The sequence below is a fragment of the Paenarthrobacter nicotinovorans genome (assembly GCF_007670255.1).
GTDB classification, from domain to species: domain Bacteria; phylum Actinomycetota; class Actinomycetes; order Actinomycetales; family Micrococcaceae; genus Arthrobacter; species Arthrobacter nicotinovorans_B.
In genome coordinates this window covers 1-19,377 of the sequence record NZ_SZVS01000008.1, presented here as the reverse complement: position 1 = coordinate 19,377, position 19,377 = coordinate 1, and the positions used below count along the sequence as shown (strand labels likewise).

The following is a 19,377-nucleotide window of genomic DNA, read 5'->3' as shown; positions in this document are numbered from 1 at the left end:
AGCGGATGACTACCATGCAGAAGAACCCGAGTCAGCCCGGTTCCGCCCTGACTGATCCAGTCCGCTACCCATCCGGTGCCAGTGCACCGGTGCGGACCAAACGCGCCTTCGTGCTGGTCCTCCTCACCCTTTTTATTCCCGGCAGTGCCCAGATCGTCGCGGGCGACCGCAAGCTTGGACGCCTGGCCCTGCGCGTGACGCTCACAGTGTGGGCGCTGGCGCTGGTGACCATCGTCCTTGCTGTGGCCAACCGGACGCTGCTGCTGGGCATTGTGACCCACCCGGTCGGGTCGCTGTTCATCATTGTGGTCCTGGTGGCCCTCGCCCTGGGCTGGGCGTATCTGTTCCTCAACACCCTGCGGATCATCAGGCCAACGCTCCTCGCTCCTGGAATGCGGCCCATCATCGCCGTAGTAGTGGCACTTGCCACGATTCTCGCCAGCGGATCGCTCGGTTACATCGCCTATGTCCTGAACGTTAGCCGTAACGCGATCGGCAGCATTTTCGAAGCCGGTCCGGCCATCGACCCCGTGGACGGCCGCTACAACTTCCTGATGATGGGCGGCGACGCCGGAGATGACCGGACCGGACGACGTCCGGACAGTCTGTCCGTCATCAGCGTCGATGCAAAGACCGGCGAAAGCGCCATCATCTCCGTGCCCCGCAACCTCCAGAACGCCCAGTTCAGCGAGGGATCGCCCATGCGGAAGATCTACCCGGACGGCTACAACTGCGGCGACGAATGCCTCATCAACGCCGTCAACACCGAGGTCACCAACAAGTACAAAGACCTCTACCCGGGCGTCCAGGACCCCGGCGCCCAAGCAACCTTGGAAGCAGTCTCCGGCACGCTCGGCATCACCGTGCAGGCATACGTCCTGGTGGACATGGACGGCTTTGCCAAGCTCATCGACGCCATGGGCGGCATCCGCATCAAGGCCGGCGGTTGGGTACCGATCAGTGGCCCGGTCACCGACGAGGCCAACGGCATCCACGGGATGCCCGATGGCTGGATTCCGGCGGGGGACCAGCACCTGGATGGCTTCCACGCCCTTTGGTACGGACGTTCCCGGGAATTCGTGGACGACTACGCCCGGATTGCGCGGCAGCAGTGCGTGCAGCAGGCCATGCTCAAGCAGTTGGACCCTGCCACCCTCCTGACCAAGTTCGAGGACATCGCCAACGCCGGAACCAAGGTGGTTGATTCCAATATCTCGTCCAACCAGCTGGGCAGCTTCGTGGATCTCGCACTGAAGTCCAAGAACCAGCCGGTCAAACGCCTCACCATCGGCCCACCGGATTTCGATGCTTCCTTCTCCACGGTTCCCGACTTCGACGTGATCCACTCCAAGGTCCAGGAACTGCTGACTCCCTCCAGCAACAGCCCCAAGGCCAGTGACGCCGTCGTGCCCTCCGGCAGCAGCGGTGCCGCGGCGGGAGCCGGAGCTGTCATGGCCTCCGGAGCTGTCAGCGCCCTGGTGCCTGCGAGCCAGCTGCCTTCACCGTCGGCGGACTTCACTCCTGTGACCACCACCCCCGACGGCACGCCGATCACCATCGAATTGTTGAACGGACTCAAGGCCCAAGGCGATGAACAGGGCATCCGCGACCTCGTGGCCACCAACGGCCAGTGCGCACCCCTGTAAGTTCCACCCCACGTTCAGCGCAACGATAAGGACTTTCTTTCGTGTACCAGATTGAGAATGTTTTGCGACCCTACGCGTGGGGTTCGACGACGGCGATCGCCGAGCTGCTGGGGCGGCAGGCGTCAGGCGGTCCCGAGGCAGAAATGTGGATCGGAGCCCACCCGGACTCCCCCTCCACGGCCATCCACCCCAATGGCGTCACCCAGCCCCTGGACGCCCTGATCGCCTCCGACCCACAGCGTAACCTCGGATCGGAAAGCCTCGCCGAGTTCGGTCCCCGCCTGCCGTTCCTCACCAAGCTCCTGGCGGCTGAACAACCGCTGTCCCTGCAGGTCCATCCGAGCCTCGAACAAGCACGCGAAGGATTTGCGCGGGAGAATGCCGCCGGGGTCGCCCCCGACGCCGCAGACCGCAACTACCGCGATGACAACCACAAGCCGGAAATGATTTTTGCCCTCACGCCCTTCAAGGCGCTGTGCGGCTTCCGCTCCCCTGCTGATTCCCGCGGCATCTTCGAGCACCTGGCCCATGTCCTGGACTCCGCTGCAGTCGACATTCCGCAGGTGATCACCGACGTCGTCTCCGACCTCGGCCAAGCCGAACCGGCGACGGCACTGAAGGCTGCCTTCAGCCGCCTGATCGAGGGCGGCAGCGCGGTCTCCGATGCCATCGACGAGGTCGTCGCGGTCCTGGCCGCGGGAGCGCCGTTGGAGCCCCACCGCCAGGCCTTGACGGCGATGCTCGATATCAACCAAGCCTTCCCCGGCGACCCCGGGGTCCTCATTTCCCTGCTCCTGAACCACTTGTCCCTGGAACCCGGCGAGGTTGTCTACCTGCCGGCGGGCAACGTCCATGCCTACCTGCACGGGCTGGGCGTCGAAGTCATGGCGTCCTCGGACAACGTCCTCCGTGGCGGCCTCACCCCCAAGCATGTGGATGTTCCCGAGCTGCTGAAGACTGTGCGTTTCGAGGCGCTCGGAGTTCCGAGTGTCGAGGCCAGTGGGACGGAATTCGGGCAGGAACTGTACCGCCCGCCCTTCAAGGAGTTCCAGCTCCAGCGCATCGAGCTGGCCCCCGACGCGGCCCCGGTGCCGCTGGCGCAGACGGGGCCGGCCGTCGTCGTCGTTGTTTCCGGTTCCGTGCTGCTCGACTCGCCCAAGAGCGATCTCCAGCTTGGTCGCGGCGCCGCCGCTTTCATCCCCGACATCGAGGCTCCGGTCAACGTCCACCCCGTCCAGGGCGCCACCGAAACCGCCATTGCCTTCGCCGTGACCACGGGCTTGGGGAACTGACGCATGGAATTCTTTCTTCAAACGCCCGCGTGGGCGGCAGTCCAGCGTTCCCTGGGTCGCCGCGTCCACGAACAATCCGGTCCTGGCTGGAGCTTCCTCGCCATCGAGGAAAAGAACCCGGCGGGCAAAGTCATCTATGCACCCTACGGACCGGTGGCAGATTCGGTGGAAGCCTTTGACGCCGCCACGGCAGCGCTGGTGGCTTTGGCCAAGGCGGAGCACGCAGTGTTCGTCCGCATGGAACCGGCTGCGGCAGGTTTCACAGCGGACGACGCCGGTCCCCTCCTTCGCGCACGGGGCCTGCGGCCCGCGCCGGTCAACCAGCAGCCCGAACTCAGCTGGGTGGTGGATCTGGAGGGAGATTTCAAGGATGTCCTGGCCGGCATGAAGCCGACCAACCGCAACCTGTACCGGAACATCCACAAAAAGGGCGTGACGTTCCGCGCTTCCCAGGACCCGTCTGATATCTCGATCCTGCTGCACTTCCTCCACCTGACGGCGGCGCGCAATGGCTTCAAGCCGCAAAGCGACGAATACCTGACCCAGGTCGCGGCGTCGTTGTTGCCCTCAGGCGCCGGAACCCTGTTCATTGCCGAGCTTGAGGGCGAGCCCATCGCCGCCGCTTTCGCCTACGACTCCGCAGACACCCGGGTCTATGCCCACGCCGCCCTGGATGACACGCACCGCAAACTCAGTGCCGGCATCCCGCTCCTGGTCACGCTGATAGCCGACGCCAAGGAAAAAGGCCTTAAGCACGTGGATCTCTGGGGCGTGGCACCCGAGGACCAGCCCGACCACAAGTGGGCCGGCTTCACGGCCTTCAAGAAGTCCTTTGGTGGCCGCGAAGTCTCCTACCCCGGCACCTGGGACCTCCCGGTCAACAAACTCCGCTACGGCGCATACCAGCTGGCCCGGAAGGTCCGCGACAAGCTCCGCTAAAGGCGCCCGGTATTGGTGTAGTGGCGTGCCTCTGCGACCCACTTTGCGGGCGCCCGGGTCGGGGCCCGCCGCTGGTGGCGGCGTGTCAGGCTGCCCACGGCTTCAAAGCAGGTGGCGGCGGCACATGCGGCGCCGCGCTCCCGGGAAGGCCGACGTCGGGCACCCACCCGGGTGCCGCCGTCGGGCTTTCGACGGCGGCAAAGTAGGTTATGGCGGCACCACCCAAAACGCGCTAAGACTGGGGGCACGGCACTAACGCACCCGGAAAGCGAAAGGCGCCTCATCGCGAAAGCGGCATCAAATCGACGAGGTACGAGGAGATAGCCGCCGAGCGATGCCCGCCGTCCTTCAGTTGCTAGGAGAGGTTACGCCTTGCGCGCGTACGTCTCCCACTTGGATGCGTGGTGCTCAGCATCGACGAAGCGCACAGTGCCGGACTTTGAACGCATCACGATGGACTGCGTCAGGACACGGTCCTTCTGGTAGCGGACACCACGCAGGAGGTCGCCGTCGGTGATGCCGGTGGCTGCGAAGTAGCAGTTGTCCGAGGTAACGAGGTCGTTGGTGGACAGGACGCGGTCGAGGTCGTGTCCGGCGTCGATCGCCTTCTGCTTCTCTTCGTCCGACGTCGGCCAGAGACGGCCCTGGATAACGCCGCCGAGGGACTTGATGGCGCACGCTGCGACGATGCCTTCAGGCGTGCCGCCGATGCCCATAAGGGCGTCGACGCCGGTGCCCGAACGTGCAGCGGCGATGGCACCTGCGACGTCGCCGTCCATGATGAACTTGGTGCGCGCACCGGCTTCGCGGATCTCTTCGACCAGCGGACGGTGGCGATCACGGTCAAGGATCATGACGTTGAGCTGGTTGACCTTGACGCCCTTGGCTTTGGCGATCAGGTGCAGGTTCTGCTTGACGGGCAGGCGAAGGTCCACCATGTCGGCAGCTTCGGGACCCGTGACGAGCTTCTCCATGTAGAAGACAGCCGAGGGGTCGAACATTGAGCCGCGCTCGGCAACTGCCAGCACTGCCAGGGCGTTGTTGATGCCCAGCGCGGTGAGGCGGGTTCCATCAATGGGGTCGACTGCAACGTCACACTCGGGACCAGTGCCATCGCCAACCTGTTCACCATTGAACAGCATGGGGGCTTCGTCCTTTTCGCCTTCACCAATCACCACGACGCCGTTGAAGTGGACGGTGTGAAGGAACGAACGCATGGCGTCGACGGCGGCGCCGTCAGCTTTGTTCTTGTCGCCGAAGCCTACCCAGTGGCCACCGGCAATAGCCGCGGCTTCGGTGACTCGGACGAGTTCAAGCGCAAGGTTGCGGTCGGGTTCGTCGATGCCGACGGCGAGCGACGGCGAAATCGTGGAATACTGCTGGGTCATTGGTGCAGGAGACACTTGAACCTCTTCTTCGAGTGACGATTCACGGGACCGGGCAAGGTTGCACAAAGGCAACCCGGGGTTCCTCTACCAACGATCATAGTCGCCACGTCCACTCAGGGTGGTTGGATGACCACCGGCCGCAATACCGGTGGTGAGGTTGCCCGATGTGTGTTCCCCGCCCCGATAAGGGATCATTGAGTGGTGAGTGAAACGCAGGACAAGTCCGCTGCCGGCAATCAACCTGAAGCCGCGGCGGCCGACCCCATCAATGCCCCGGAAGCCCCCTTCAAGCCCGTCATCGCGGCGAAAGCTGCCAAACGGGCCAACGCCTCCGTCATTGGCATGGTCATCGCCCTTCTGGTCTGCGTACTGGCTTTCCTGCCCATCGTGTTGATGAACCCGGCTCCCAAGGGAGAGGGCTTCAGGCCCGCCATTGACGTAGCTTCCATCGCCAAAAACGCCGAAGGTGTGGCGGGATTCACACCCGTGACGCCGGATACCGGCGACACATTCCGCCCGAACTACGCCCGCTGGGAGTCCGGAAGCGGAACGGGCGTCCCCACTTGGGAGGTTGGTTTCCTCACTCCCAAGGAAGCTTTCATCGGCCTCACCCAGACCAACAAAGCCAACCCCACGTGGACCCTTCAGCAGACCGGCAACCTGCCGGTGACCGGAACCCGCAATGCCGGCGGGCAGGATTGGGAACTGCGTGACTCCGGCAAGGAAAAGCGCAGCATGGTCCTCGAGTACAAGGGGACCACCATCATCCTGAGCGGCACGGCGAGCCTTGAGGAATTCGCCAAACTGGCCGACGCCGTCGTGAAGTCCGCCGACCAGGGCACGGCAACCGCGTCATCGTCCGCTCAAAGCAGCGCAACAGTTTCACAGCCCGCAACACCTGCACCGTAAAGTAATAAGGTGCCTACTAAACTGACTCCAGCCCTGGCCTGGCAACGCCTCCGCGAGGGCAATGAACGATTTGTTTCCGGCGAATCCCGGCATCCCAACCAGGATGCTTCCCGCCGCTCGTCCCTGCTCGAGGGCCAGAACCCCTTCGCCGTCATCTTCGGATGCGCGGATTCACGCCTGGCCGCAGAGATCATCTTCGACCTCGGCCTGGGCGATGCCTTCGTGGTGCGCACAGCCGGACAGGTGATCGACGACGCCGTCCTGGGTTCGCTCGAGTACAGCATCAGCGAACTCAAGGTTCCCCTGATCGCCATCCTGGGCCACGACAGCTGCGGCGCCGTGACTGCAACCAAGGGCGCCGTGGAAACGGGTGAAATGCCGCCGGGCTTCATCCGCGACCTCGTCGAACGCATCACCCCCTCGGTCCTCACGGCCAAGCGCAACGGCCAGGAAGACGTCAACGACATGGTGGTGGAGCACGTCAAGCAGACCGCTGAACGGCTGGCGGACAGCTCGCGTGTGATTTCGGACGCCATTGAGGATGGCCGCGTGGCCGTCATCGGCCTTTCCTACAAACTCGGCGAGGGCCAAGCGGCCCTTGTTTCCGCGATCGGCGAGCTCTAGGAAGCCGTGCCCCGGCCACCTGGCCGGGGCACGTAGCACTCCCCTGCGGGTTTTCTGTGAAGCGTCCAATCGCCATAAGCTAGCCCCATGACTTCCACCACTGAGTTCCGTATTGAACATGACACGATGGGCGAAGTTCGCGTCCCCGTGAACGCCCTGTACCGCGCCCAGACGCAGCGTGCTGTGGAGAACTTCCCCATCTCCGGCAAGACGCTCGAGCGCACCCACATTGAAGCCCTTGCCCGGGTGAAGAAGGCAGCCGCACTGGCGAACGCTGAACTGGGGGTGCTCGACGGCGAGCTCGCCGAGGCCATCGCCGCAGCAGCCGATGAGGTGGCAACCGGCAAGTACGACGGCGACTTCCCGATTGACGTCTTCCAGACCGGCTCGGGCACGTCCTCCAACATGAACACCAACGAGGTCATCGCCGAGTTGGCTTCCCGCGCCCTCTCCGCCGCAGGCAGCGACAAGGTGGTCCACCCCAACGACCACGTCAACGCTTCGCAGTCCTCCAACGACGTCTTCCCAACATCCGTCCACGTCGCCGCCACCTCGGCCCTGATCAACGACCTGATCCCGGCGCTCGAGTACCTGGCCGCTTCCCTGGACCGCAAGGCCGTGGAGTTCAAGGACGTCGTCAAGTCCGGCCGTACGCACCTCATGGATGCCACGCCCGTCACCCTGGGCCAGGAATTTGGTGGCTACGCGGCACAGGTGCGCTACGGCATCGAGCGCATCAACGCAGCCCTCCCCCGCGTTGCCGAAGTTCCCCTTGGTGGCACCGCCGTCGGTACCGGCATCAACACCCCGGCCGGCTTCCCGGAGCGCGTCATCGAACTGCTCGCAGCCGACACCGGCCTGCCGCTGACCGAAGCCCGCGACCACTTCGAGGCCCAGGCCAACCGCGACGGCCTCATCGAAGGCTCCAGCCAGCTGCGCAACATCGCGATCTCCTTCATGAAGATCAACAACGACCTCCGCTGGATGGGTTCGGGCCCCAACACCGGTCTTGGCGAAATCGCCATCCCCGACCTGCAGCCGGGCTCCTCGATCATGCCGGGCAAGGTCAACCCGGTCATCTGCGAAGCGTCCATCATGGTCTGCGCCCAGGTCATCGGCAACGACACCGCCATCGCCTGGTCCGGCACCAACGGCGCCTTCGAGCTCAACGTCGGCATCCCCGTCATGGCCGCCAACCTGCTCGAGTCCATCCGCCTGCTGGCCAACACCAGCCGCGTCATGGCCGACAAGATGATCGACGGCATCACCGCCAACGTCGAGCGTGCCCGCTTCCTGGCCGAGGCTTCGCCGTCCATCGTGACGCCGTTGAACAAGTACATCGGCTACGAAAACGCCGCGAAGATCGCCAAGATCGCCGTCAAGGAGGGCCTGACCATCCGCCAGGCTACCGAGAAGCTCGGCTTCGTCGGCGAGGGCGAAGGCAAGGTGTCCGAGGCCGACCTCGACAAGGCCCTCGACGTCACCACCATGACGTCCCCGGCTCACAAGGCGTAACTGCCGGAGCAAGACCCAAAGCACGACGACGGCCGGTACCTTCCGCACGGAAGGTACCGGCCGTCGTCGTACCCGGAGTTTTTGCACTTTAGGCGTTAGGGTGCAAAACTTTACTTTGTGAGCAATAGTGCAAATATCGACGGCGGCCTCCGCGAGCGCAAGCGGGCCGCGACGCGGACGGCGATCACCGCCGTCGCGCGTTCCTTTACGGCCGCCCGTGGCCTGAACGGTTTCACCGTCGAGGAAGTCTGCGAAGAAGCAGGGATCTCGCGCCGGACCTTCTTCAACTACTTCCACACCAAGGAAGACGCCGTGATCGGTTCGTTCTCGGATGAACTTCCCGAGGACGTGCTGGAGGCCTTCAACGAGAACCCTTCCCGCACACCCGGCAGCATCTCGGGCACTCTCCTGGCAGCACTGCACGTCCTTACCGTGACGCTCATGGAGCGTTCGTCCATCAGCCGCACGGAAGTACAGCAGTTCATTGCCGCCGTTACGGCCGAGCCTCAACTCCTCGCACGGCTCACGGTCGAAGGGGAGGCCCGGGAACGGCAATTCGCCGCACTGGTGGCCGCCCGCGAAGGCCTGGATCCCGAACACCCCGAGGTCATGACAGCAACAGTGCTGTTCGGTGCGGTTTCCAAGAAGACGGCCCAGCAGTTCTTCTCAGAGGACAACACGCGCAGTTACCGCGGGATCCTCGAACAAAACCTCAATGCCGCGCGGAAACTCTTTGCCCAGCCGCTGGCCACGAACCACCAACTGGGCAACAACCCCCTTGAAACCCCGAAGGACCCCGCATGAGTACACTCTCCAAGGCAGCAGAACCCTTGCTGCTGACCCAGAAACGAATCTGGATCATCTTCTCCGCGCTGATCGCAGGCATGCTGTTGTCCAGCCTGGACCAGACCATCGTCTCCACGGCAATGCCGACCATCGTCGGAAAGCTTGGCGGCGTGGAACACCAGGCCTGGATCACCACTGCCTACCTGTTGGCCACCACCATCGTGATGCCCATCTACGGCAAGTTTGGCGACATCCTTGGCCGGCGGAACCTGTTCCTCGTGGCCATCGCACTGTTCACACTGGCATCCGTCGGTTGTGCTTTTGCCACCGATTTCTGGGGCTTCGTGATCTTCCGTGCCATCCAGGGACTGGGCGGCGGCGGCCTGATGATCCTTTCGCAGGCCATCATCGCCGACATCGTTCCGGCCAAGGAGCGCGGCAAGTACATGGGCCCGCTGGGCGCCATCTTCGGCCTCTCGGCTGTAGCCGGTCCCCTGCTGGGCGGCTTCTTCGTTGACCACCTCACCTGGGAATGGGCGTTCTACATCAACATCCCCATCGGCATCGCCGCGTTCATCACGGCCTGGTTCACCCTGACCCTGCCGAACAAGAAAGCCGAAAAGAAGATCGACATCCTGGGCGTCATCTTCCTCTCCGCAGCCACCACCTGCCTGATCTTCTTCACAGACTTCGGCGGCAAAAAGGACGAAGGCTGGGATTCTCCCCTGACGTGGGCCTTTGGCGCCGGCATGGTCCTCGCCGCTTTCGCCTTCGTCATGGCTGAGCGCCGTGCCGAGGACCCCATCATTCCGCTGAGCCTGTTCAAGAACCCCATTTTCATCAACGCCACGGCCATCGGCTTCACGCTGGGCCTGGGCATGTTCGCAGCCATCGCCTTCGTTCCCACGTTCCTGCAGATGTCCTCCGGGACCTCCGCCGCCGAGTCAGGCCTCCTGATGCTCCCGATGATGGTGGGCCTTATGGGTACCTCGATCTTCTCGGGTATCCGGATCTCCAAGACGGGCAAGTACAAGCTGTACCCGATCATGGGTGCGGCCCTGACCATCCTGGCCATGCTCTGGTTGACCACTTTGACCGCCGAGACACCTATCTGGATGATCTGCGTGCAGCTGTTCATCTTTGGTGCCGGGCTGGGCCTGATCATGCAGGTGATCGTGTTGGTGGTGCAAAATTCCGTACCGGCTGACCAGATCGGCACGGCAACGAGCACCAACAACTACTTCCGCGAAGTAGGTGCCTCCCTGGGCGTCGCTGTCTTTGGCTCCATCTTCACCAACCGCCTGGCCGAATCGCTCACCAAAGCCTTCACGGGCGCAGGGGCATCGGCCGAGCAAGCATCCCAGTCCACCAGCACCCTGGACCCGCAGGCACTGGCACAACTGCCGGAGCAGTTGCGGGACGCGATCGTGAACGCCTATGCCGACTCCTTGGCGCCGGTGTTCTGGTACTTGGTTCCGTTCATCGCCATTGCGCTGATCCTGGCGATCACGTTGAAGCAGATTCCACTCTCCGATACTGCGGGCATGGTGGCCCGTGGCGAAGCCATCGGCGGTGCCGAAGCCGAAGAGCTCGAAGCGGCCCGCCGCTAGGCAGGTTGCTGAGCCCGCGCTACTCAGTCTGGTATGCCACGGGGCCCTCGGGCTCCGTGGCAAGCCGGATGGCTTCAAGGTTCCCGGCGCTCATATCGGGAAGTTCGTCCAGAGCAAACCATCCCACCGCAAGGGACTCGTCGTCGTTGACCCTGGCGTCCCCGGAGACATACCTGCAGCGGAAGATGATGTCCAGGAAGTCGCAGACGTCACCATTGGGAAAGGTCACCGGACCAACAACCCCGACGCCGACGATCCGCTCGGTCTCTGCAACTACTGCTGTTTCCTCGAAGATTTCACGCACGAGCCCCGGCGCCGGATGCTCGCCGGGTTCAAGCATCCCCGTGATGAGGGCCCAGTGTCCGTTATCGGCTCGTTGGCCCAGCAGCACCCTGCCGGCGTCGTCGAACACCACTCCTCTCACGGCCGGGAGCCATAGAGGGTCATGTCCAATCTTCTCCCGCAGTTTCAGCACGAAATCCGGTGCACCCATGAGTCAGCGTTCCTCACAAGAAAGATCGATCCTGCCGCTGTTGCAGCCTTGCTGACAGGCTAGTCTCATGCGGGCAGCAGCACCATTGCCGCGACCGCACCGGCGAGCATGAAGGGGCCGAAGGGGATTGCTGAGCGAAGTGTCCCCCGGCGCGTGGCCAGGACTGCCAGGCTCCACAGCCCGCCCAGGAGGAACGCCGCGAAGGTGCCCGCGAAGACGTGGCTCCAGCCGAGGTAACCAAGGTAAAGCCCCAGCACTCCGGCCAGCTTCACATCGCCAAAGCCCATCCCAGGCGGATGGATGAACCGCAGCACGAAATAGAAGAACCACAGAACCGCGCCACCGGCTACTGCCGCCAGTCCCGGCACCCCGAACAGCGCTGCCGAGGCCGTTTTGCCTGTTCCCGCCCCCGAGGCAGCCACCAACATGGCTGCGGCCAGCAACAGCACGCCCGCCACGCCGTAGGACGGAAGCACGATCCGGTTCGGCAGCAGGTGGCTTCTGATGTCGATGACGGTGAGCCTGACCGCCATCACCACGAAGTAAAGGCACGCAGCCGCCAGCAGCCAGAACGCCAAAGGGCTGTCTGGCCAAAGTTCGGATAGTCGGCGGATCACCCTCGGATGCTACCCCGATTTGCCCGTCCAGCCCGCTTGAACGTCTGGGTACACTGTGGATATGGGGCGCTACAGTGCAGATGTACCGGGTTTTGACTTGTCCTCCACATTCCGGAATCTATGCCGCTCTTCGCCATGGAAGTGGACAACCCTGCGGTTTGAGTACCTTGAGCGGCCTGGAACCGGAGCCGACATTGTCAGAGCCTGGCTTCGTCGCCCTGGAGCCCTCCGCCTGGAGACAAGCGATGGGCAGTTACTGCACAGCACCACCGGCATCAACGACTCCCGGGATGACATGTACGTCAGCGCCACACGGCGCTCCTGGCTGCTTCCCGCGCACTTGGTGACGCCTGTCTATGACGACGCCGGCTTGGTCCGACGCCGTCCCGAGGCCCTCTACGGAGAACCTTCCTTCGGTAATGGTCGCCTCGCCGCAGCCTTGGATCCCGTTGAGCTGGCCGGAAATTCTCCCGTTCCCCTCGAGTTCCCCGACACCAACCGCGTCTTCTTCGAAGAGCCCCGCTCAGTGGACCACGAAGGCCGTCCAGCCTTGGAAACCATCGTCACTCCCAGCAGGACCTATGTACCCTCGGATCCCGCCCAACCCCTGGTCCACCCCGGAAGGACATTGATCAGGATCGACGCCGGAACCGGGGTCTGCGTTGCCAGTCAAAGCCTGGACGGAGATACGTCCGGCGTGGGCCATTGGCTGAAGATCCTGGGGGTGGACGAATACATGCTGGACGACCTGTTCCTGGCCGAATCCATGAACCTGACGGATGTCCGCCGCCACATTCCCTGGGACATTGGCCCCGCCGCCTGACGGCTCCCAGTCTTTTCGGGTTAGGCTACGGCGATGACATCGCTGGCAGATATATGGCCCCCGTTCGGACTCACCCTCACCACCCCGAGGTTGACTGTCCGGCCGATTCTCGACGACGACATCCCGGCCGCGGTTGACGCGGCCCGCTCCGGAATCCACGAACCCGGAAAGAGCCCGTTCAGCATGCCATGGGCCGAAATGCCCGATGCCGAGCTGGCGCCCAACATGGCCCAGTGGTACTGGCGTTGTCGCGGCAACTTTACCAAGGATGATTGGACCCTCCTCCTCGCGGTCTGGCACGATGACGAATTCCTGGGCGTCCAGGACCTTGGGGCCAAGAACTTCAAGACCCTCAGGACCGTCAGTACCGGTTCCTGGCTCAAGCAGTCCGCGCAGGGCCGGGGCTTCGGCAAGGAGATGCGTGCCGCCGTCGTGAGCTTTGCGTTCGACTATCTGGACGCTGAAGTGGCCGAATCCGACGCAGCCGTCTGGAACGGGAAGTCGCTGGGTGTCTCCGCGAGCCTTGGCTATGAACACAACGGCGTCTTCCGCGATGGCTGGGGCGACAAGGTGGAGGAAGTCCAAAGGGTCCGTCTCACCCCGGCCACCTTCAAACGCCCCGACTGGACCCTCCAGGTACAGGGCCACGAAGGACTCCTCAAATACCTGGGGATCCGGCAACTTCCGGCGGGTGGCTGACACGGCGAAGGCCAGACATCCGGCAGCGTGCGTCAAAAGCGAGGAACGAGCTAGCACGCAGAGGATGTCTGGCCTTCGCCGGCACTGCACCTGGTCGATGGGGCTAGATTTCGGCCCCCTCCAGAAGCTCCGTCACGAGGGCCGCGATCGGCGACCGTTCGGACCGGGTCAGCGTGATGTGGCCGAAAAGCGGGTGTCCCTTGAGGGTCTCCACCACGGCAGCCACGCCATCGTGCCGCCCCACCCGGAGGTTGTCGCGCTGGGCGACATCGTGGGTAAGGACGATCTTGGAGTTTTGCCCGATGCGGCTCATGACGGTCAGGAGGACGTTCTTCTCCAGCGACTGTGCCTCATCCACGATGACGAAAGCGTCGTGCAGCGAACGCCCGCGGATGTGGGTCAGCGGAAGGACCTCAAGCATGCCGCGGTCCATGACTTCTTCCACGACTTCCTGGCTGACCAGGGCGCCGAGGGTGTCGAACACGGCCTGCGCCCACGGGTTCATCTTTTCCGACTCGGATCCCGGCAGGTAGCCCAGCTCCTGGCCGCCCACAGCGTAGAGCGGCCGGAAGACCACCACCTTGCGGTGCTCCCGGCGTTCCAGCACAGCTTCCAGGCCCGCACAGAGGGCAAGCGCAGACTTTCCAGTGCCTGCCCGTCCGCCGATGGACACGATGCCCACCGAAGGATCCATCAGCATGTCGATGGCCAGCCGTTGCTCGGCTGAGCGGCCGTGGAGACCGAAGACGTCCCGATCGCCCTTGACCAGACGGACCTGCTTATCCGCCCCAACGCGGCCCAAAGCGGAGCCCCGGTTGGAGAGAAGGACCAGTCCGGTGTTGACGGGAAGTTCGGCCGCCGCCGGTATGAAGACCGGTTCGTGCCCGTAGAGCGTGGTGATTTCGTCGTCGTTGGCTTCGATCTCAGCCATGCCGGTCCACCCGGAGTCCTTGACGAGTTCATTGCGGTACTCGTCTGCTTGCAGTCCCATGGCCGAGGCCTTGACCCGCATTGGGAGGTCCTTGGACACCACTGTGACGTTGTGTCCCTCGTTGGCCAGGTTCTTGGCCACTGCCAGGATCCTGCTGTCGTTGTCGCCCCCGCGGAAACCTGCCGGGAGGACATCCGGGGAAATGTGGTTCATTTCCACCCGGAGGAGGCCGCCATCGTTGCCCAGCGGTATGGCCCGGTCCAGTCCTCCGTGTTCGATGCGGAGGTCGTCCAGGAGGCGCAAGGCCTTCCGGGCGAAATAGCCCAATTCGGGATCGTGGCGCTTTCCTTCGAGCTCGCTGATAACCACGATGGGAACGATGACCTCGTGCTCGGCGAACCGCAGCAATGCGTGGGGATCGGAAAGCAGGACGGAGGTATCGATCACATAGCTGCGGCCCGTGGCGGACGTTGCCGCCCGCGCTTTTTGTGGGACCCGCTTGGCGCGAGAGGTAGCTGCACTTTCCCCGTCGGAAACCATTGCGGGCAGTTGCTCAGAAATAGCCACATCGACTCCAGCCCCGGGCGGTCGCCCGGCCTAATGGTGAAGCGGCTCGGCCGGAAGGCCGGGCGTGGCCTCCCATGTAACTGGTGCGATGTTCCGCTCCATATACTGGCCTCCCCGATCAGCGGGCGGTTTTGCCTGCTGATGGGATTAACGTAATCCCCGACACATTCATTTCCGCAATCCGTTCCCGGCAAGTCGCGTGTCGGGCTCGTTAATTTTCAGTGAACCGGCGCGTGGTCAGGTTCCGAAGCGGCGTTGCCGGCCCGCGTAATCCCTCAAGGCCCGCAGGAAATCGACCTTGCGGAAAGCAGGCCACAACGCTTCGCAAAAATAGAACTCGCTGTAGGCGCTTTGCCACATCAGGAAGCCGGAGAGCCGCTGCTCACCGGACGTACGGATGACGAGGTCCGGATCCGGCTGGCCGCGGGTGTAGAGGAAGCGGGAGATGTCGTCCACCGAAAGTTCATCTGCAACTTCTGTCATGGTCCGCCCCTTGGAGGCGGCGTCGTGCAGAAGTTCCCTGACGGCGTCGACGATTTCGCGACGGCCACCGTAGCCGACGGCGACGTTTACGTGGATCTTTTCATGGACCGGCGTGCGGGACGTGAGTTTATTCAGTCGCTCGGCGAGATAGTCCGGGAGCAGTTCCGGGGCGCCCATGGCGTGGACGGACACGTCCTCGTCTTCGTCCAGGCGGTCCATGGTGTTGGCGATGATGCCCATGAGCAGGTCCAGCTCTTCACCGGACCGGTTCATGTTGTCGGTGGAGAGCATGTAGAGCGTGACGACCTTGACGCCCAGTTCCTGGCACCAGCCCAGGAACTCATGGATTTTGTCGGCCCCAGCCTGGTGTCCTTGGCTGGTCGGGGCATTGAACTGTCGCGCCCAGCGGCGGTTGCCGTCCACCATCACGCCGATGTGGCGTGGGATCTGGTCCTGCTGGAGGGAACGCAGGAGTTTGCGCTCATAGAAGCCATAGAGGAAACCGGGCAGCTCCACCGGACACTCACCTGACTTCCTTGCTTGTACGACGACGCACATCCAAGGCTACCTTCCCAACGTGGTGAGCCGGTGCAGCAGGCAGTCAAAAACCGCTCGACACTTGTTACCCAGAAGTAACCTACCGAAACGTAGGTTACTCTTGAAACATGGCCGAGCTCCTCGAAACCAAGCCCCGCTGGCGCGGGTGGATCCACGCGGTTGCCGCCCCGTTCGCCCTTGCAGCAGGGATCGTCCTGGTGACAGTTGCCCCGACCCCGGACCGCAAAATCACCTCTGCCATCTATGCGCTGACCGGCTTCCTGCTGTTCGGCGTTTCCGCCGTGTACCACCGTGGAAACTGGTCCTCCAAGGTCCGCATGCTGCTCAAGCGCCTGGACCACACCAACATCATGCTGGTGATCGCCGGCAGCTACACACCGCTGGCCTGGTCCCTGCTGGAACGCCCTGAAGCCACCACGTTGCTCTGGTTGGTGTGGTCCGGAGCAATCATCGGGGTGTTGTTCCGGGTGTTGTGGACCCACGCCCCGCGCTGGCTCTACGTGCCGGTGTACATCGCCCTCGGGTGCGGCGCGTTGTTCTACCTGCCGCAGTTCTTCGCCGCCAACGCCCCTGCAGCGGTCCTCATTTGCGTCGGCGGAGCCTTATACATTGCCGGCGCCGTGTTCTACGCCCTCAAGAGGCCAAACTTCAGCGTGCAGCATTTCGGCTTCCATGAGCTGTTCCACGCGTTTACAGTTTTTGCCTTCGCGGCACACTTCATCGCCATCATGATGGCGGTACTGAGCTAGTCCCGGGCGCTCGGCCCAGGCCTGTCCCGCGCCGCCTTCAGCGAGCCTGGCCGCCGTCGTCGTTCCCGTCGGCGGGGCCGCCCGCCCCACCCGGGTTACCGTCCTCGGAAGATCCACCGGCCTCAGCCGCCAGGCGGGCCTCCTCCACCTGTGCACGGTAGCGAACGCGCCGGATCCTGCGGACCATGTCCACGATCAGGAAGGTCGTGAGGATCACGATGAAGGCCGTGAGGACAAAGCCCCAAGTACCCGGCGTCACCTGATCCTCGGACAGGCCAGGTCGCAGCGTGCCCGTGGGATCGGGCGACGGAGTGACAGTCAGGGCGAGAATCAAGTGGTGCACGGTCAAACCTTCTATGGGAGCTGGTGCGTGCCGGCCGGCGAGCCGGAACCGGGATGCTGGAGGGCCATACAGCAATTTCTACGAACGATAGAAACTACTGGTGTTCCTATCTTATCCCTGCGAACAGATCCTTTTCCGGCAGCTCGGAGCCCACCCGGGACTTGATCAGGGTGTAGTCCTCCCACGGCCAGACGGTCCGCTGCAGCTCGGGCGAAACGGCGAAGAAGAACCCCACGGGGTCGATCTGGGTCCGATGGGCCCGCAGGGCGTCGTCGCGGACCTCAAAGAAGTCGCCGCAGTCGATCTGCGTAGTGGTCTCATGACCGCCGGTGGGCGGCGTGTGCCCCTCGGCGTCGGCCTCCAACCATGCCGCCAACCGCTCAGCATACGGAGACTGCAGGCCGGCCTCCTCCAGGGCAAAGTGCAGGGCACGGAAACGTGCAGGGCTGAAGGCGCGGTCGTAATAGAGCTTGGCCGGCGTCCACGGTTCGCCCATGCCGGGATAACGCTCAGGATCGCCTGCGGCCTCGAAAGCCTCGACGGCTACCTTATGGGCCATGATGTGGTCCGGGTGCGGGTATCCTCCGTTTTCGTCATAGCTGAGGATGACGTGGGGCTTGAATTGCCGGACCAAGCGCACCAGCGGAGCAGTTGCCCGCTCAAGCGGCTGCAGCGCGAAGCATCCTGGCGGCAGCGGCGGAAGCGGGTCACCCTCAGGCAGTCCGGAGTCCACGAAGCCGAGCCAACGCTGCTGGATGCCCAGGACAGCTGCCGCATTGGCCATCTCCAGGCGGCGCGCGCCTGCCATGTCACGCTTGGGATGCGGGGCATCCTCCATGGCGGGATTCTGGATGTCCCCACGGGATCCATCCGTGCACGTGGCGACCATGACCTCCACACCGGCGGAAGCATACATCGCCATGGTTGCTGCACCCTTGCTGGACTCATCGTCCGGGTGGGCGTGGACGGCGAGCAGCCGCAGCTGCTGGTCGGAACTGCTGGACGCACTCACGTGACGGCTCCTCTTTCATGGATCTGGTCTCAGGGGTGTGGCTCGTGCGGCGGCAAGGAGCCACACGGTTCGGCACTAAACTGGATGGGTGACTTCAGAGGACCCTTCGGCCACCCACGTACCGGCAAGCACCAGCCTAGCCAATCGCTACGGCGGCCAAAAGCGCGCCATGACACGCAAAACCAAGCGGAACATCGTCATCGCCGCCCTGGTGGTTGCCATCGGACTGGCCGCTTATGTGGCAACCGGGTCCGCGCAGGCTCCCGTGACGTTCAAAGACATTGGCTACAGCACCGTGGACGACACCCAGGCCGAAGTGGACTACCAGGTCACCAAATCCCCCGGTGCCACCGCAAAGTGTGCCATCAAGGCCTTGGACTCCAAGTTCGCCGTGGTGGGCTGGGAAGTGGTCGAAATTGGCGCAAACCCGCCCGAGAACACCCCGGATGGCGGGCGGACCACCATCCAGCGGACAACCCTGCGGACCGAGTCCCCGGCTGTCTCCGGCGTGGTGGACAACTGCTGGATAGTGGACAGCGGGAAATAACAACTGTGTGACCCACGGCTCAACCGGTTTGGGTTCGTCCAGAGGATTTACTACAATGGATGAAACCTTCACCCCGTTAAGTTGGTTACTGAGTTGTACGAGTGGCCAGCGAGGCGGGGTCTTTTGCATTGTCAGATCCAGAGGAGAAATCCGTGTCTACCACCAACAGCGCCACTGCGGCTTGGCTTACCCAGGAAGCTTTCGACCGCTTGAAGGCTGAGCTGGACCACCTTTCCGGCGCTGGCCGGGCGGAAATCGTCCAGAAGATCGAAGCTGCCCGCCAGGAAGGCGACCTCAAGGAAAACGGCGGATACCACGCAGCCAAGGAAGAGCAGGGCAAGATTGAAGCCCGCATCCGTCAGCTGACCGTCCTTCTTCGCGACGCCCACGTGGGCGAAGCACCGGCCGACGACGGAATCGTCGAACCCGGCATGCTGGTTGTTGCCCGTATCGCCGGCGACGAAGAGACCTTCCTGCTGGGTTCGCGCGAAATTGCCGGAGATTCCGACCTCGACGTGTTCAGCGAGAAGTCGCCCCTCGGCGCGGCCATCATCGGCCACAAGGAAGGCGACAGCCTCAGCTACGTCGCTCCGAACGGCAAGGAAATCGCGGTGGAGATCGTCTCCGCCAAGCCGTACTCCGGCTAACGCTTACACAGCGCCATAAAACGACGACGCCGGCCCCCTCCTTCGCGGAGGGGGTCGGCGTTTTGCGTTGCCCGGCTACCCAACTGGGGGACAGCAAACGTCGCTATGAGGGCTCAGTGGAGCTGTGGAGTCTCATGACTTAATGGACAGTTCTGTCTCATGACTTCGTAGACACTCTGTCTCAGGACATCGTGGACAT

The 19,377-nt window shown here is 63.5% G+C and carries 20 protein-coding genes; 13 read left to right on the top strand and 7 right to left on the bottom strand.

The genetic code is table 11. The annotated features are described in order from the left end of the window. Window positions 1-5: 5 nt before the first annotated feature. Genes FDP28_RS13265 through FDP28_RS13255 form a run of 3 tightly spaced genes read left to right on the top strand, consistent with a single transcriptional unit; the run spans window position 6 to window position 3,877 of the window. Entirely contained in the window at window positions 6-1,646 is a 1,641-nt protein-coding gene (locus FDP28_RS13265) for an LCP family protein (protein ID WP_186313629.1), read from the top strand. 41 nt (window positions 1,647-1,687) lie between these two features. Beyond that, window positions 1,688-2,938 carry a mannose-6-phosphate isomerase, class I gene (gene manA / locus FDP28_RS13260; RefSeq protein WP_144661916.1) on the top strand — a complete coding sequence of 417 codons (1,251 nt, stop codon included), beginning with the start codon at window positions 1,688-1,690 and terminating at the stop codon, window positions 2,936-2,938. Between the two features lie 3 nt (window positions 2,939-2,941). After that, window positions 2,942-3,877 (top strand): lipid II:glycine glycyltransferase FemX, encoded by a 936-nt coding sequence (locus FDP28_RS13255; RefSeq protein WP_144661915.1) that lies wholly within the window; start codon window positions 2,942-2,944, stop codon window positions 3,875-3,877. A gap of 365 nt (window positions 3,878-4,242) precedes the next feature. Here the strand turns inward: FDP28_RS13255 and glpX are convergent, their stop codons facing one another. Then, window positions 4,243-5,265: a class II fructose-bisphosphatase gene (gene glpX / locus FDP28_RS13250; protein ID WP_186313628.1), complete on the bottom strand. Its 1,023-nt coding sequence runs from the start codon at window positions 5,263-5,265 to the stop codon at window positions 4,243-4,245. Window positions 5,266-5,466: 201 nt separating this feature from the next. Between glpX and FDP28_RS13245 the strand changes: the two genes are divergently transcribed. The 5 genes from FDP28_RS13245 to FDP28_RS13225 all read left to right on the top strand — a co-directional run bounded on the left by FDP28_RS13245 (window position 5,467) and on the right by FDP28_RS13225 (window position 10,709). Beyond that, window positions 5,467-6,174 (top strand): DUF4245 domain-containing protein, encoded by a 708-nt coding sequence (locus FDP28_RS13245; protein WP_260842466.1) that lies wholly within the window; start codon window positions 5,467-5,469, stop codon window positions 6,172-6,174. A 9-nt stretch (window positions 6,175-6,183) separates the two neighbouring features. Then, window positions 6,184-6,798, top strand: a complete 615-nt coding sequence (locus FDP28_RS13240) for a carbonic anhydrase (protein WP_144661913.1) — start codon at window positions 6,184-6,186, stop codon at window positions 6,796-6,798. Window positions 6,799-6,885: 87 nt separating this feature from the next. Continuing rightward, on the top strand, window positions 6,886-8,313 hold the full coding sequence (locus FDP28_RS13235; RefSeq protein WP_144661912.1) for a class II fumarate hydratase: 1,428 nt from the start codon (window positions 6,886-6,888) through the stop codon (window positions 8,311-8,313). A 117-nt stretch (window positions 8,314-8,430) separates the two neighbouring features. Next, the gene (locus FDP28_RS13230) at window positions 8,431-9,117 is read left to right on the top strand and encodes a TetR/AcrR family transcriptional regulator (RefSeq protein WP_144661911.1); all 687 of its coding nucleotides are present in this window, start codon (window positions 8,431-8,433) and stop codon (window positions 9,115-9,117) included. After that, complete coding sequence (locus FDP28_RS13225; RefSeq protein WP_144661910.1) at window positions 9,114-10,709, top strand: MDR family MFS transporter; 1,596 nt, start codon at window positions 9,114-9,116, stop codon at window positions 10,707-10,709. Before FDP28_RS13230 ends, FDP28_RS13225 begins: the two co-directional genes overlap by 4 nt. A gap of 19 nt (window positions 10,710-10,728) precedes the next feature. Here FDP28_RS13225 and FDP28_RS13220 read toward each other — a convergent pair whose 3' ends face one another. Both FDP28_RS13220 and FDP28_RS13215 read right to left on the bottom strand, forming a co-directional pair. Beyond that, window positions 10,729-11,202 carry an NUDIX hydrolase gene (locus tag FDP28_RS13220; protein WP_144661909.1) on the bottom strand — a complete coding sequence of 158 codons (474 nt, stop codon included), beginning with the start codon at window positions 11,200-11,202 and terminating at the stop codon, window positions 10,729-10,731. Between the two features lie 65 nt (window positions 11,203-11,267). Beyond that, window positions 11,268-11,819 carry a prepilin peptidase gene (locus tag FDP28_RS13215; protein ID WP_144661908.1) on the bottom strand — a complete coding sequence of 184 codons (552 nt, stop codon included), beginning with the start codon at window positions 11,817-11,819 and terminating at the stop codon, window positions 11,268-11,270. A 61-nt stretch (window positions 11,820-11,880) separates the two neighbouring features. On the opposite strand from FDP28_RS13215, the gene FDP28_RS13210 reads away from it, so the two are divergent. Then, window positions 11,881-12,642, top strand: a complete 762-nt coding sequence (locus FDP28_RS13210) for a hypothetical protein (RefSeq protein WP_144661907.1) — start codon at window positions 11,881-11,883, stop codon at window positions 12,640-12,642. A 33-nt stretch (window positions 12,643-12,675) separates the two neighbouring features. After that, the gene (locus FDP28_RS13205; protein WP_144661906.1) at window positions 12,676-13,341 is read left to right on the top strand and encodes a GNAT family N-acetyltransferase; all 666 of its coding nucleotides are present in this window, start codon (window positions 12,676-12,678) and stop codon (window positions 13,339-13,341) included. Window positions 13,342-13,444: 103 nt separating this feature from the next. Here the strand turns inward: FDP28_RS13205 and FDP28_RS13200 are convergent, their stop codons facing one another. Continuing rightward, a complete protein-coding gene (locus FDP28_RS13200) occupies window positions 13,445-14,839 on the bottom strand; it encodes a PhoH family protein (RefSeq protein ID WP_144661905.1) in 1,395 nt (464 codons plus the stop codon). Window positions 14,840-15,076: 237 nt separating this feature from the next. Next, on the bottom strand, window positions 15,077-15,880 hold the full coding sequence (locus FDP28_RS13195) for an isoprenyl transferase (RefSeq protein WP_144661904.1): 804 nt from the start codon (window positions 15,878-15,880) through the stop codon (window positions 15,077-15,079). Window positions 15,881-15,987: 107 nt separating this feature from the next. On the opposite strand from FDP28_RS13195, the gene trhA reads away from it, so the two are divergent. After that, complete coding sequence (trhA, locus tag FDP28_RS13190) at window positions 15,988-16,629, top strand: PAQR family membrane homeostasis protein TrhA (RefSeq protein WP_144661903.1); 642 nt, start codon at window positions 15,988-15,990, stop codon at window positions 16,627-16,629. A gap of 37 nt (window positions 16,630-16,666) precedes the next feature. Here trhA and FDP28_RS13185 read toward each other — a convergent pair whose 3' ends face one another. Both FDP28_RS13185 and mca read right to left on the bottom strand, forming a co-directional pair. Then, on the bottom strand, window positions 16,667-16,972 hold the full coding sequence (locus FDP28_RS13185) for a hypothetical protein (RefSeq protein WP_144661902.1): 306 nt from the start codon (window positions 16,970-16,972) through the stop codon (window positions 16,667-16,669). A 106-nt stretch (window positions 16,973-17,078) separates the two neighbouring features. Continuing rightward, window positions 17,079-17,984, bottom strand: coding sequence for a mycothiol conjugate amidase Mca (mca, locus tag FDP28_RS13180; protein WP_144661901.1), 906 nt, complete (start codon window positions 17,982-17,984; stop codon window positions 17,079-17,081). An 88-nt stretch (window positions 17,985-18,072) separates the two neighbouring features. On the opposite strand from mca, the gene FDP28_RS13175 reads away from it, so the two are divergent. Together FDP28_RS13175 and greA are read left to right on the top strand one after the other, a co-directional pair. Continuing rightward, window positions 18,073-18,531, top strand: coding sequence for a DUF4307 domain-containing protein (locus FDP28_RS13175; RefSeq protein ID WP_144661900.1), 459 nt, complete (start codon window positions 18,073-18,075; stop codon window positions 18,529-18,531). A gap of 152 nt (window positions 18,532-18,683) precedes the next feature. Next, window positions 18,684-19,178, top strand: coding sequence for a transcription elongation factor GreA (gene greA / locus FDP28_RS13170; protein WP_144661899.1), 495 nt, complete (start codon window positions 18,684-18,686; stop codon window positions 19,176-19,178). Window positions 19,179-19,377: the final 199 nt, after the last annotated feature.

What these genes read in the sequence shown, in the direction of transcription:
- FDP28_RS13265 (WP_186313629.1), top strand. Translation starts at nt 6, where the DNA reads ATGACTACCATGCAGAAGAACCCGAGTCAGCCCGGTTCCGCCCTGACT.
- FDP28_RS13255 (WP_144661915.1), top strand. Translation starts at nt 2,942, where the DNA reads ATGGAATTCTTTCTTCAAACGCCCGCGTGGGCGGCAGTCCAGCGTTCC.
- glpX (WP_186313628.1), bottom strand. Translation starts at nt 5,265, where the DNA reads ATGACCCAGCAGTATTCCACGATTTCGCCGTCGCTCGCCGTCGGCATC.
- FDP28_RS13235 (WP_144661912.1), top strand. Translation starts at nt 6,886, where the DNA reads ATGACTTCCACCACTGAGTTCCGTATTGAACATGACACGATGGGCGAA.
- FDP28_RS13225 (WP_144661910.1), top strand. Translation starts at nt 9,114, where the DNA reads ATGAGTACACTCTCCAAGGCAGCAGAACCCTTGCTGCTGACCCAGAAA.
- FDP28_RS13220 (WP_144661909.1), bottom strand. Translation starts at nt 11,202, where the DNA reads ATGGGTGCACCGGATTTCGTGCTGAAACTGCGGGAGAAGATTGGACAT.
- FDP28_RS13210 (WP_144661907.1), top strand. Translation starts at nt 11,881, where the DNA reads ATGGGGCGCTACAGTGCAGATGTACCGGGTTTTGACTTGTCCTCCACA.
- FDP28_RS13205 (WP_144661906.1), top strand. Translation starts at nt 12,676, where the DNA reads ATGACATCGCTGGCAGATATATGGCCCCCGTTCGGACTCACCCTCACC.
- FDP28_RS13195 (WP_144661904.1), bottom strand. Translation starts at nt 15,880, where the DNA reads ATGTGCGTCGTCGTACAAGCAAGGAAGTCAGGTGAGTGTCCGGTGGAG.
- trhA (WP_144661903.1), top strand. Translation starts at nt 15,988, where the DNA reads ATGGCCGAGCTCCTCGAAACCAAGCCCCGCTGGCGCGGGTGGATCCAC.